Source organism: Acinetobacter sp. AS23, assembly GCF_023612055.1.
GTDB lineage: Bacteria > Pseudomonadota > Gammaproteobacteria > Pseudomonadales > Moraxellaceae > Acinetobacter > Acinetobacter oleivorans.
Map to the genome: position 1 here is coordinate 401,214 of NZ_CP082274.1, position 13,028 is coordinate 414,241.

Sequence of the window (13,028 nt, forward strand, 5' to 3'; positions counted from 1 at the left end):
AATTTTTAAAATAGCTATAACCCGTTGCAGAAGATAGCTTTTGCAACGGGCTTTTTATGAAAAAGTATTAATAACACTTTTCTAAATTTGCTGGATTAAAGTTATTTTGGAGTTTTTTGAAATTATTCTGAATTTCTGGATCTTGAATATTAAAAGTTGTTGAGCTTTTAGTCGTAGAGTTTGTTGCCTGATTTAATATGCCTGACTCATCAGGGTATTGTTGTGTAAATGATGTGGCTGAAATGAGCCCTTTATCATTAAATACCCAGTGTTCAGTAACGTGTCCGCCCCCTAAATATCCCGTAAATTCAATCATACAAGCTTGCTTATCTTGTTTAATGAGTTTGGCTACATTACCTGTAGTTGATGGATAAGCTTCGATATTGGTATCTTGCTCTAGAACTTGTGCCTGAGAATAAGATGAAGAAGGAGGTGCAGAGGTTGCACATGCAGTTAATGCTAAGCAGCATAGTGTTGAAAAGAGAAGTTTTTGACTATTCATAAGGCAGATTCCTAGCTCTTTATAGTTGATGATCAATAGTTCTAAATGAATATCTGTATTTATAAAAGCGCGAATTTATCGCGCTGTCCTAGCAAATTAGTTAGTTGTTGTGCTCGATTTACTTAGCTCACCTTGTTCAATTGGGATATTTTCACCGTTTCGACTACTGGTAATATTTTGCTTCGCTTGATCTATTTTATTTTCTGTAAAAGCTTTGGCTGTATCTGCTTTCTGCTGAACAACTTCTGCTTTTTCAGCTGTAAATTCTTTGGTGTTTTTCCACTTTTCACTAATTTTATTTGAGGTTTTTTCAGAAGCTCCTTGAATAGAGTCTCCTAAATTTTGTATGCCTTTTCCAGTTTTATATAACAATACACGACCTAAACTTGGGTTATCACCATAAGGTTGTGCTTTAGAGGTTGTTTCACCCACTTGTTGTGGTTGCGTTGTTTCTGCAAATAAGGTCGATGAAGCCAACATAGAGGTCGCAATACATAAAATGTGTATGGTTTTCATTTTGGATAAATCTCCCCAACCAGAATCAAAAGATGAAGTGGTGATCTTACTGTTAAAAATAAAGCTTGTACTGCAATGAGATAAAACCCATACGATTTGATTACGATAAATCATCACTTGATCGCAATAAAGTAATTATCCCAATGACTCATAAACAAAATTCAGACTTAATTAAATCTAAAAACATATCTCGAGCTTTATGGTTGCTCACATTTTTATGCCAAAAAAATTGATTCTGCATAAAGGCAAGGTGTTCAAATTTATAGCCTCGAATATTGGTTAAATTTTTATATTGTTCATAAATACTCTTCGGTACCAAAGACACCCCAGAGCCTGCGCTGACGCAACCAATAATGGTGGCGTAACTGGTAATGCTAGTAATTGGAAGTGAAATATTTTTGAGCTTAAGCCATTCTTCAAGAGCTGCTCGGTAAGGACAGCCTTCAGTCCACATAAAAATTTCTTTACCAATCAAGTCTTCTTGGTTGTGGATTTCTCCCAAAGAATGAGATGCAATCAAGACCATTTCTTCTTGATAAATACTAAGTTTATTCAGCATAGGAAACTCAATATTGCCCGCTACAATTGCACCATCAAGTTTGTGTTGAGAAATATCGACTAATAGCTGTTTCCATGTGCCTGTAATAATTTGAATAGAAACTTCTGGAAAACGTTGATGATACTTCGCAAGTAAGTTAGGCAGACGAGTTGTGGCAGAAGATTCAATCGCCCCAATTTTTAATGGGCCAGAGGGTGGAGCATCAGGGTGAATACTACGTTTTGCTTCATCGCATAGCGCTAAAATTTTATGGCAATAATTAAGAAAAATTTCTCCAGAGGGCGTGAGCTTTAAACGTTTTCCTTCCCGATAAAACAGCGGTGCGCCTAATTCTTCTTCGAGTTGTTTAATGCGCGTTGTGATATTGGATGGTACACAATGTAGTTGCATTGATGCCTTAGCCATTGTTCCGCATTCAACCACGGTCTGAAACATTTTTAACTGTGCGATATCCATATTTTATCATTCACTTTTAATGAATATTTGACTCAATATAAGTTAATTTTATTCAACTATCCATGCGCATATGATGAAAGTGTTCCATTTCATTAGTGCAGATTTAACATGGCAATTTCTCTTGCTGCCGAAACCCAGCCTCCCGCATTTAAGCTCTATTTATGTATTGCTGTGACCGTCTTTTGTTGGGGCTATTCACCTATTGGCGTACATAGTGCTTTGCATTCATATACACCGCAGCATATTGCCTTACTCCGCTTTTTGATTGCATCGTTTTTTTTACTACTTTTGATCATGAAAAAAGGCGTTCAACCTTTAAAGTGGAAAGATGCTCCTGCACTTGCTGTATTAGGATTTTTCTCTGTAACGCTTCATCATTTGCTTATAAATACGGGGCAGCAATATGTAACTGCAGTCGCATCTAGTATTTTGAGTCAATCTATTCCCTTATTTACCTTTATTATTTCAGCTTTGCTTTTTAAGGAAAAAATTAGTTTCAAACAATGGTTATGTATTTTGCTCGGTCTTTGCGGCGCCGTGTTGGTGGTTAGTGGAGATCATGGTTTTGGTGTACCGAGCCCTTATAGTTTATTAATTGTTTTAGCTGCAATTGCATGGGGTCTTTATTTTAATTTATATAAGAAATTTGCTTTAAATTATGATGCCTTGAGCATGATGTGCTACATCATCTGGTTCGGAACCATTCCTTTACTTTTTTATAGTGCTCATTTGCCTAGTGAAATTTTACATGCCACTTGGCAAGCCAATATGTCGGTTGTCTTATTGGGTATTTTTCCTAGTGCGATGGCTTATGTACTCTGGGGCTATGTACTTAAAAATATGCCGTTAACGATTGCATCGAATTTTTTGTATTGTTCGCCGATTGTCGCCATGAGTTTGGCAGTCGTTTTCTTAAATGAAAAACCATCAATGATGGTGCTTCTGGGTGGAGTGATTATTGTGGGGAGTTTGGTGTGGATGAATTGGGGGAATAGGCGTACTATCGAATAAGCTACAGATCATTAAACTATCTGTAAATTGATGTTATGTCATGTGCTGCTTACTTTAAGAGAATGAGATGATTGTTGTTACCTTGACCTATAAAAAACCTTTGACCGAAGTTGATGCTGTACTCAAAGAGCATATTGCTTTTTTAGATCATTACTATGAGCAAAAGAAGTTTTTAGCGTCGGGGCGCCGGGAAAATAGAGTAGGTGGGGTGATTTTAGTTTTAAGCTCTTCGCTTCAAGAGGCTGAAGAAATTATGAAAAATGATCCGTTTTATATTCATGATGTGGCTGATTATGATTTTATGTGGTTTGAGCCATCGAAAAGTTTAGAAGAAATTAATTCTTTTATATAAAAGAATTAATTTCTAATTATTTAATGGATTGTCTTTGAACTCTGAGGCAAAGTCTTCTTGGGTTCAACTTCAACTTTTTTAATATTTGGTGCAAAAAGAAAAGATATAGAGCCAGTAACAATTAGACATGCGATTAAGCTTACAGCAAACTTGAGTCTATATAGTTTTAAATCGCGAATATAAATTAACTTAAGATGTTCAAATACTAATTCTTTAATAAATGGAAAGTTAGGATCATCTAAATCAGTAGAGTAATTTAAAACTGTTTGATTCGCACGAATATCTGTACGAAAAAAACCATTAATCAAATTAAATCTGAAAGTTCCACCCCCATAATAGGTTCCTTTCTGAGCATAACCATCATTTATATGTTTACTGGGATTATCAATTGCTGAAAGAGCTGCTAATAAGATTAAAACAGCAATAAGCCAAATTGCAAAGATAAGCCAAGCTAATCCTTGTTGCCACCATAGGCCATTAGAGTTTAAAAATTCATAAATTGTTCTAATCTGTGGAAAAGGAACAATACAGCCTGCTAGCAGTGCTCCAATTTTAAAATCAATAGCACGAATATTTTGTTGTGTATCTTGAATGGCGGATTGCAAAAAAGTGGATTTATCCATTTTGTTCTACCCATTTATTCATTGTGCTATTAACAGTATTGCCTTCATAGCATTCGTATGAAGAATTCCAATTTAACCAATCAATTTTCTTTTTATTATCGTCTGTTAAATTGTTATAAAAAGTTTTGCTATAAAGAGTTCTTTTTGAATTCGATCTATTAGCTTTTGAGCAGAGGTCGGCAGTTTCACCTACAAGTTTTCCGATCCATGTCACTTCATTTATTCCACTACCATTGTAGCCAGCTTTGATCATAAGTACGTCTGCATCATGACAAGCGATACCTACTGTGATTTCAGAATATTTTTTCTTCTTTAATTTTACATTTAAAGTATCAATAACAGAGGCTGCTTGGGCTGCTGTGCTAAAAATGCTATCAATATCAGTTTTCATCGGACTATTAAAAACGCCCCAGACACAATCACCTTCAATATAAATTTCTCTTAATCTTGAATTGCCATTGAGAACAGCAACTAGCTCAGAAATATAACTTCTATATATTTTAGCAGTAACAGGGCGCGTATGTTTTTTTGAAAACTCTTTAGAGCCTCTCATATCAATAAATATAGCAGAACAAAAAATATAATAACCATTTGTGAAAGTTAAATTATCACGATTAGGAATTTCCTTCTTATCTTCATAATTGTTATCAGATGAGCCTAAAATTTCATCTATTCGATCACGACTTTTTTCAAAATCATATGCCTTATAATTAGCTTGCATTCTATTTGCTCAAAAAATAAACCCCACTAATTTTATAGCGGGGTTTATTAAAAAGATCAAGTATTATAGATACTTAACCCTGCAACACACTCACATCAGCCACAGCAGTAAACAAGTTACGCAACTGAGCCAATAAACGTAAACGGTTTGCTTTCAATTCAGCATCATCTGCCATTACCATTACACCATCAAAGAAGGCATCAATCGGCGCGCGAAGTGCTGCAAGCTTAGAAAGAGCAGCCGTGTAGTCTTTTGCCGTAAGTAATGGCTCAACAATTGGAGTAACTGCTTGAAGCTCAGCAAATAATGCTTTTTCAGCATCTTCAACTAAGTTTGCTTCAACTACAGAACCTTCTGGCGCTGCTTCTTTTGCAAGAATGTTAGCAACACGTTTGTTTGCAGCAGCAAGTGCAGCAGCTTCCGGCAGAGCACGGAAATGGTTTACAGCATTTACACGCTTGTCAAAATCAAGTGGAGACTTCGGTGCAAGTGCTTGAACCGCTTGAAGTACGTCAACAGCAACGCCTTGGTCTTCATACTTGGCACGGTAACGACCTTCCAAGAATGCAACAGCATCAGCACGAGTCTTGTCGTGATCTTTCACAATGTCGCCATAACCTTGAAGTGCGAGATTTACCAGTTCTTCAATAGTTACGTCCAATTCATTTTCAATGATTAAACGTAAGATACCAATTGCTGAACGACGAAGAGCAAACGGGTCTTTAGAACCTGTAGGCGCTTGTCCAATACCGAAAATACCAACAAGTGTATCTAAACGGTCAGCAAGGGCAATCGTTGTACCAGTCTTAGTTTTTGGTAAAACATCGCCAGCGAATTTTGGTAAATATTGCTCGCCTAAAGCTTCTGAAACTTCAGTGTTTTCGCCTTCAATGCGTGCATAGTAAGTACCCGCAATACCTTGAAGCTCTGGGAATTCACCTACAAGCTCAGAAGTTAAGTCGCATTTAGCAAGTAATGCAGCTTTTTCAGCATCGGCTGGGTTTGCACCAGTGATTGAAGACAATGCAACAGCAAGTTTAGCAATACGTGTTGATTTATCCCAAAGCGTACCGAGTTGTGCTTGGAATACCATGTTTGCCAATTTTTCTTTACGAGATGCAAGGGGTTGCTTTTGATCTTGTAAAAAGAAGAATTCAGCATCAGATAAACGAGGGCGAACAACTTTTTCGTTACCTTCAATAATTTGAATCGGATCTTTAGACTCAATATTTGAAACAGTAATAAAGTAAGGCTGTAATTTACCTTCGCTATTGATCAAGCAGAAATACTTCTGGTTGTCTTGCATCGTTGTAATGAGTGCTTCTTGAGGAACAGCAAGGAAGCGCTCTTCAAAGTTTGCACGAAGAGCAACTGGCCATTCAACAAGGCTTGTTACTTCATCAAGTAAGTCAGCTGGAACAATCGCAGTCGCGTTAACTTCATCAGCTAACTTTTTCACTTGTTCTTGAATGGTTGCTTGACGTTTTTCAAAGTTCGCAACAACGTAAGCTTTCTCTAAAGCAGCTAAATAGTCATTTGCATGCGCTAAAGTCACAGCTTCAGGTGCATGGAAACGGTGACCATAAGTCACATTGCCAGCTTTGTGATCTTGAATAGTCGCGTCAACAATTTGGTCATCTTTAAGTAAGAGAACCCATTTCACTGGACGTACAAATTCGGTACGGCTTGCAGCAGAACGCATACGCTTAGCAATTGGTAAATTGTCTAATGCAGTTTGTAAAATCTGTGGAAGTAAAGCATCAAGGCTTTGACCTTTTACATCTTTTAAATAGCAAACTTTTTCAACTTTACCTGCTTGGAAAGTAGAAAGCTGATCAACTGTAATGCCTTGGCCACGCATAAAGCCTTCAAGTGCTTTAGTCGGTTTGCCTTCTGCATCATAAGCCGCTTGGACAGCAGGGCCGTCAAAACGTTTTTGTGTATCAGCTTGAGCAGCATCGATATCAACAATTTTAAGCGCTAAACGACGTGGAGCTGCATAAGCTTCAATTGATGCGAAGTTTAAGCCCGCATCTTTTAAGCCTTTTACCGTCTCTGCCTGTAAAGCATCACGTAAGTTTTTTAAGCTTTTTGGTGGAAGCTCTTCACAGCCAAGTTCGAATAAAACAGTATGTTTGCTCATTAGTTTTTCTCCGCCTTTGCTGCTTCACTTTCAGCTTGTGCTTTTAACTGTGCCAATACTTCATCACGTAAGTGTGGTTCTGCCATTGGGAAGCCAAGCTCTGCACGTGCTTGTACATAACTTTGTGCAATAGCACGCGCTAAAGTACGTACACGTAAAATGTAACGTTGACGCTCAGTCACAGAAATTGCGCTACGTGCATCAAGTAAGTTAAAGGTATGAGATGCTTTAACAACTTGCTCATAAGCAGGAAGAGAAAGTTTTGCTTCAATTAAACGGTTTGCTTCTGACTCGTAAAAATCAAACAGTTCAAATAGTTTTTCAACTGGAGCGTATTCAAAGTTATAAGTCGATTGCTCAACTTCATTTTGATGGAAGACGTCACCGTAAGTCACAGTACCGAATTGGCCTTTCGTCCAAACAAGGTCGTAAACCGAGTCAACACCTTGAAGGTACATTGCAAGACGTTCTAAACCGTAAGTGATTTCACCTGTTACTGGGTAACACTCAACACCACCGACTTGTTGGAAGTAAGTGAACTGAGTCACTTCCATACCGTTAAGCCAAACTTCCCAACCTAAGCCCCAAGCACCTAGCGTCGGAGATTCCCAGTTGTCTTCTACAAAGCGAATATCGTGAGTAAGCGTATCGATCCCGATTGCTTTTAAAGAATCAAGATAGAGCTGTTGGATGTTATCTGGGTTTGGCTTAAGCACCACTTGGAATTGGTAGTAGTGTTGCAAACGGTTCGGGTTTTCACCATAGCGGCCATCTTTTGGACGACGTGAAGGTTGAACGTATGCAGCGTTCCAAGTCTCAGGCCCTAAAGCACGTAAGAATGTTGCGGTGTGGAATGTTCCAGCGCCCATTTCCATGTCGTAAGGTTGTAGTACGACGCAGCCTTGTTCGGCCCAATAGTTTTGTAGGGCAAGAATTAAGCCCTGAAATGTATCAATGTGCGAGATGGCGCGACTCATGTAGCATCCACGAATTTATGAGAAAAATTGCCCCTAAGTATAAGGATTTTGTAGGGGAGTGGCAAAGGCTAGTTTGGGAATTTCAGATTTGATCATTTAGCAGCTTTTTTCATACTTTTGAGTAGTAAAATCCAATAAGTGATAGCGAAAATTAAAGAAAAGAAACTGACCATAAATATGATTTCTATTGGAAGGATTTGCCGTGGGGCGATAAATAAAATTGCTAAAATATTTGGAATTAAAAAGCTAAGAAAAATTGCGCTAACAAGAATAGAGAAGAAATTAAGGGAATTGAATTTCAATAAGAATAGTTGTAAAAAATAAACGGGTATAAAAACTAATATGTAATAAATGGCTGCAATAAAGAGTAGTCCGACAGGGGTGTTTAGTAGAATCTCAAAAGAAAAATCTTTATGGATGATTAAAGAACTTAAAAATATGAATAAAGCAACTATGTATAAATAGATTGGTGTCATGACTAGACAATGCCAAATTTGATCTTTATCTGGATCTAAATTTTGAATGAAGATTTTTAAAAAATTAAAAGACATTTTTGTACCCTGTAATAAAGGTTTTTTAGAAGATATAAGAGAAATTTTAATCTTGAGATTTTTCTGATTTTTTTATACTTCTGAGTAGTAATATCCAATATGTAATAGCGAAAATTACAGAAAAATAACTGAAGAAAATGATCATTTCTATTGGGGCGAATTCTAAACACATTAAACTAAGGATTAGCGTAGTCAGTATGATCGCACTAACAATAATTGAGAAAAAATTTATGAAATTATACTTTTGCAAGAAGAGTTGAAATAGATAAGCGGGAACAAATGCGAGTATGTAATAAGTCATTGCAACCATAAAAAGCATCAATGGCATATTCACAGCAGTTTTTAGAATTTCTAAAGTGAACCCTTCATATAGCATCATGGTGAAGATCCATAGAAACCAAGCAGGTATAAATAGATAGAGCGGGACTTTTAAAAGACTATATAAAATTTGATCTTTATCTGGATCTAAATTTTGAGTGAAGATTTTAAAATTATTAAAGATAGCTTTCTTCATATAAATCAATGTAAATTTGATTCTTATAACTATATATAACATGAATGCAAGTTAATGTATTTAAGAATGCGATCAAATCAAAATGTCTAATTAATATATTTCAGCTTATAAGGATTTTATATTCGATTAGCAGAGTGTTCATTCAATGTTTATGTTCTAATCTTTGAACATGGGCTAATAGGCAACTGTTACAGAATTTTTGTTATATTGAAGCATATTAAAAATTATAGAATCGAGAATTAGTTATGCTGAAATTTTGCTGCAAACTTATTGTTTTATCCAGCCTTTTTTGTAGTCCATGGCTTTACGCGCAGACGGAAACTGATGAGCAAGATGAATACAACCAATGTGTAGACCAGACCATTAAAGAAATGAAGCTTGAGAGTATTAACAACATGGTCGTGCATAGCTGTTCTGAACAAGCTAAAAAGACTTATGAAGAAAAAATAGTTGCTCTTATTGATCAAATTCGCACACAAAGCGAAGAATACAAACAGCCAGAGCGTTACCAGGATATTTTAAAATCTCAGCGACTTTGGAAAGCTTATGTAGATCAGGAATGTAGTAATGCAGGCTCATACATTGGCTCTCCGATGTATTCGTATTGCCCAATGCAAGAGTATGCAGCGCGTGTAAAGCAGCTTGAAGGATACGTTAATTAAGACGAATTATTTTAAACGTCACCTCATGACGCCGAGCGTACTTCACTGGATTAAATTTAAGAATGCAAAATGATATTTTTTAAACGATGCCATAAATGAGTCGTTTGATATGTCTGATCGCATTCGAGAAAAACTACAGATTCTTGCCGATGCTGCCAAATATGATGTGTCTTGTTCATCAAGTGGCAGTGACCGTAAAAATAAAGATAAAGGTTTGGGAGATGCCAGCCATTCAGGTATTTGCCATAGCTATACTGAAGATGGCCGCTGTGTGTCTCTCTTAAAAATTCTATTTAGTAATGTATGTATTTTTGATTGCGCCTATTGCGTTTCGCGTCGTTCTAATGACGTCCAGCGTGCAGCATTTACAGTGCAAGAAGTCGTAGACTTAACCATTAATTTTTACCGCCGTAATTATATTGAAGGATTATTTTTAAGCTCGGGCATTTTTAAATCGGCGGATCATACGATGGAGCGTATGCTTCAAGTCGTCAAGAAATTGCGTCTTGAAGAAAACTTTAATGGCTATATTCATCTAAAAACCATTCCAGGTGCATCGCCTGAACTGATCCATGAAGCAGGTTTATATGCGGATCGTATGAGTATTAATTTAGAGATGCCGACCGAGGTTGGCCTAAAAACTTTTGCGCCAGAAAAATCACATCAGGAAGTACAAAAAGATTTAGGACTAGTCCGTGACAGGCTTATTCAGCTTAAAGATGAGCGACAAATCATTAAGCATGTACCGAAATATGTACCAGCAGGGCAAACCACTCAAATGGTAGTGGGGGCCCATCAAGAATCAGACCAAGATGTCTTGTTTATGGCAGACAAGCACTATAAAGAATTTAAACTTAAGCGCGTCTATTTTTCGGGTTATATCCCAATTAATACCGAAAATAATTACTTGCCAGCAGTGGGTTCTGCACCGCCGTTGCTTCGTGAAAACCGACTCTATCAAAGCGATTGGCTCATGCGTTTTTACGGTTTTGAAGTCAATGAAATCGTTAATGAAAAACACCCAAACTTAGACCTTGATGTAGACCCGAAATTAAGCTGGGCTTTAAGGCATCCTGAACAGTTTCCGGTAGATTTAAACCGTGCAGATTATCAAATGATTTTGCGTGTACCGGGCATTGGGGTGAAATCGGCCAAGAAAATTGTGCAGGCTCGCCGCTTTGGAAAAATCCATATCGATTTACTTAAAAAACTAGGCGTGGCCTACCAGCGTGCAAAATTCTTTATTCGCTGTGAAGACAGCCCAAAGTTCCAAAAGGAACTATCTTCTGGCTATATTCGACAGCAGATTTTAACGCAGGGATCTTCGAAATATGTGCAGCAACTCTCGCCACAATTAAGCCTTGGGTTTTAATCATGTTTAATGAGGAAGTGGCTTACTATTTTGATGGTTCAATGGTGGGACTACTGAGCTGTGTTTTTCGTGCATTTCAATTTAAAGAATTGCAGGTCAGGCTCTGTTTAAATGATGCAGCTCAACATGGCTTATTTGCCGATAAAATTGAGGTTTCAAATAACGAGCAACATGCCGAGCGTGTTTGGTCCGCACTGCAAAAAAAGCTTTCATCTTCTTCGTTAAAACAATTTTATTTTGCTTATTTATCTGAATCTTTAGATGCTTATCAGCATTTATTTAATTACTGTATTTATGTGTTTAGTAGTCATTCTTCTGTAGAAAAAGATTATTCAAATTCTAGTGTTCTGGCAATTGCACAGTGGACAAAAAAGGTCGGGCGAGAGAAGCATCGGATGGAGGCTTTTATTCGTTTTAAGAAAACCAAAGATGAGCTTTTTTTAAGTTTAGTTCGTCCAGATTTTAATGTTTTACCGCTTATTCAGCCCCATTTTAAACGGCGTTATCAAGATCAGCGTTGGCTTATTTATGACGAACAACGCAAGTTTGGAATTTATTATGATTTACGTGAAATACATGAAGTTTCACTTGAAGCTTCTGAAGTCGACCGTAATTTAAAAAATGGAATGAGTCAAAGCTTTCAGCTTGAGCTGGATGAACAAGAAGGTTTATATGACCAGCTTTGGAAAGATTATTTTAACAGCGTAAATATTACAGAACGCCAAAATATAAAACTTCATGTGCAATATTTGCCGAAGCGCTATTGGCGTTACTTAAATGAAAAATTGATGGAATATTAAAGTTTTAAAATAATAAAGATTATTTTCAATAAGCTTTCTTGTTGTTTAAAGATATAATTTAAATGCACTTTATGTGACTTTGGGCGTATACTTTTGCCCGTTATAAATAACGGCATATCCCCAAAGGTGTACTGTGAGTGTTATACAGCGAGAATGGTTACAGATTTTAAAGCCAAATTTTAAGGTTTTACCTTTAAAGGAACGGTTACTTTGCGGTATTGGAGCGTTGTGTGGTTTAGCAATTTCTTCCTTAATTAGCTGGTATGTTCTGGGTGGAATTAATGCTTGGTACATCGCTCCAATGGGCGCCTCATCTGTTCTATTGTTTGCTGTGCCGACCAGTCCCTTGGCTCAACCATGGAATGTGATTGTTGGTAATACCTTAGCTGGAATTATTGGTGTTGCCTGTGCGCAGTGGATTCCTGATTTAACTACAGCTTTTAGTCTCGCAGTAGGTTTTGCCATATTTTTAATGATGACCACCGACTCTTTACACCCGCCGAGTGGCGCAGTCGCAATTACCGCGGTATTAGGTGGGGCGGCAATTCATAAATTAGGCTTTTATTTTATTTTTTATCCAGTTTTACTCAACTCGTTACTTTTACTCGGTTTCGCCATATTTTTTAATAGATTAATTGGGCGGCATTATCCGGTTACTGCTCATCTTAATGACCGTAGTAAAGACCCTACACCGACTCAAAAAGTATCAATTCAACCCAAAGACATTGAGTATGCATTAGGGCATCACACAGAATTACTAGATATTAGTCAGTACGATTTAGAAAAAATTATTTTAGAGGCTCAGGAACACGCCAATGAGCGCATGGTAAATCAATATATCTGTCAGGATATTATGAGCCGTGATGTTATCAAACTACATGAAGATGACGACATTCATCAGGCACTCGATAAATTTAAACAAGTGAACTTGATGAGCCTACCTGTAGTAAATGTAGAAAATCATTTGGTGGGAACTTTAGCGTTATATGAAGTTGTAGAGTGGTTTAAGGGTGCAGCAGATCCAAGAAACTCTTGGCAGCACTATGTGAAACAAATTATGAGTCATCGAGTGGTCACGGTACTGCCAACTCAACCTATTCAAGATTTGGTACCATACTTTGTTGAAAAGTCGTTTAACTACATACCTGTGGTTGAAGATCGCAAGCTTGTAGGAATGATTAGCCGTGCAGATATGATTGCTGCGTTACAGCAACAGTTAAATCAAAAGCTATAATTTTTAGAATAAAAAAAGCTACGGTTGATTAGGGG

15 protein-coding genes are annotated in these 13,028 nt (G+C 37.1%); 6 read left to right on the top strand and 9 right to left on the bottom strand.

What is annotated here, in order from left to right; genetic code table 11:
• Window positions 1–67: 67 nt before the first annotated feature.
• The 3 genes from K6I41_RS01885 to K6I41_RS01895 form a co-directional block, all read right to left on the bottom strand.
• A complete protein-coding gene (locus K6I41_RS01885) occupies window positions 68–502 on the bottom strand; it encodes a hypothetical protein (RefSeq protein ID WP_198308167.1) in 435 nt (144 codons plus the stop codon).
• A 96-nt stretch (window positions 503–598) separates the two neighbouring features.
• Complete coding sequence (locus tag K6I41_RS01890; RefSeq protein ID WP_013196750.1) at window positions 599–1,018, bottom strand: hypothetical protein; 420 nt, start codon at window positions 1,016–1,018, stop codon at window positions 599–601.
• A 148-nt stretch (window positions 1,019–1,166) separates the two neighbouring features.
• A complete protein-coding gene (locus K6I41_RS01895) occupies window positions 1,167–2,033 on the bottom strand; it encodes a LysR family transcriptional regulator (protein ID WP_151823156.1) in 867 nt (288 codons plus the stop codon).
• 108 nt (window positions 2,034–2,141) lie between these two features.
• Between K6I41_RS01895 and K6I41_RS01900 the strand changes: the two genes are divergently transcribed.
• Window positions 2,142–3,044: a DMT family transporter gene (locus K6I41_RS01900; protein ID WP_250375111.1), complete on the top strand. Its 903-nt coding sequence runs from the start codon at window positions 2,142–2,144 to the stop codon at window positions 3,042–3,044.
• 67 nt (window positions 3,045–3,111) lie between these two features.
• Entirely contained in the window at window positions 3,112–3,396 is a 285-nt protein-coding gene (locus K6I41_RS01905; RefSeq protein WP_192454547.1) for a YciI family protein, read from the top strand.
• Window positions 3,397–3,416: 20 nt separating this feature from the next.
• Here K6I41_RS01905 and K6I41_RS01910 read toward each other — a convergent pair whose 3' ends face one another.
• From K6I41_RS01910 to K6I41_RS01935, 6 genes are all read right to left on the bottom strand, one after another.
• Window positions 3,417–4,019 (bottom strand): hypothetical protein, encoded by a 603-nt coding sequence (locus K6I41_RS01910; RefSeq protein WP_192454546.1) that lies wholly within the window; start codon window positions 4,017–4,019, stop codon window positions 3,417–3,419.
• Entirely contained in the window at window positions 4,012–4,740 is a 729-nt protein-coding gene (locus K6I41_RS01915) for an adenylate/guanylate cyclase domain-containing protein (protein ID WP_192454545.1), read from the bottom strand. The genes K6I41_RS01910 and K6I41_RS01915 overlap by 8 nt, the downstream gene beginning before the upstream one ends.
• Window positions 4,741–4,813: 73 nt before the next feature.
• The gene (glyS, locus tag K6I41_RS01920) at window positions 4,814–6,883 is read right to left on the bottom strand and encodes a glycine--tRNA ligase subunit beta (protein ID WP_250375112.1); all 2,070 of its coding nucleotides are present in this window, start codon (window positions 6,881–6,883) and stop codon (window positions 4,814–4,816) included.
• Window positions 6,883–7,860 carry a glycine--tRNA ligase subunit alpha gene (gene glyQ, locus K6I41_RS01925; RefSeq protein WP_250375113.1) on the bottom strand — a complete coding sequence of 326 codons (978 nt, stop codon included), beginning with the start codon at window positions 7,858–7,860 and terminating at the stop codon, window positions 6,883–6,885. The genes glyS and glyQ overlap by 1 nt, the downstream gene beginning before the upstream one ends.
• A 92-nt stretch (window positions 7,861–7,952) precedes the next feature.
• Window positions 7,953–8,411 carry a hypothetical protein gene (locus tag K6I41_RS01930; RefSeq protein ID WP_250375114.1) on the bottom strand — a complete coding sequence of 153 codons (459 nt, stop codon included), beginning with the start codon at window positions 8,409–8,411 and terminating at the stop codon, window positions 7,953–7,955.
• 46 nt (window positions 8,412–8,457) lie between these two features.
• The gene (locus K6I41_RS01935; RefSeq protein WP_151744438.1) at window positions 8,458–8,967 is read right to left on the bottom strand and encodes a hypothetical protein; all 510 of its coding nucleotides are present in this window, start codon (window positions 8,965–8,967) and stop codon (window positions 8,458–8,460) included.
• A 203-nt stretch (window positions 8,968–9,170) separates the two neighbouring features.
• On the opposite strand from K6I41_RS01935, the gene K6I41_RS01940 reads away from it, so the two are divergent.
• The 4 genes from K6I41_RS01940 to K6I41_RS01955 all read left to right on the top strand — a co-directional run bounded on the left by K6I41_RS01940 (window position 9,171) and on the right by K6I41_RS01955 (window position 12,993).
• Window positions 9,171–9,587: a lysozyme inhibitor LprI family protein gene (locus K6I41_RS01940; protein ID WP_250375115.1), complete on the top strand. Its 417-nt coding sequence runs from the start codon at window positions 9,171–9,173 to the stop codon at window positions 9,585–9,587.
• A gap of 109 nt (window positions 9,588–9,696) precedes the next feature.
• Window positions 9,697–10,959 (top strand): putative DNA modification/repair radical SAM protein, encoded by a 1,263-nt coding sequence (locus K6I41_RS01945; RefSeq protein WP_250375116.1) that lies wholly within the window; start codon window positions 9,697–9,699, stop codon window positions 10,957–10,959.
• Between the two features lie 2 nt (window positions 10,960–10,961).
• Window positions 10,962–11,759 carry a TIGR03915 family putative DNA repair protein gene (locus tag K6I41_RS01950; RefSeq protein ID WP_250375117.1) on the top strand — a complete coding sequence of 266 codons (798 nt, stop codon included), beginning with the start codon at window positions 10,962–10,964 and terminating at the stop codon, window positions 11,757–11,759.
• Window positions 11,760–11,892: 133 nt separating this feature from the next.
• The gene (locus K6I41_RS01955; RefSeq protein ID WP_250375118.1) at window positions 11,893–12,993 is read left to right on the top strand and encodes an HPP family protein; all 1,101 of its coding nucleotides are present in this window, start codon (window positions 11,893–11,895) and stop codon (window positions 12,991–12,993) included.
• The last annotated feature ends 35 nt before the right edge of the window (window positions 12,994–13,028 follow it).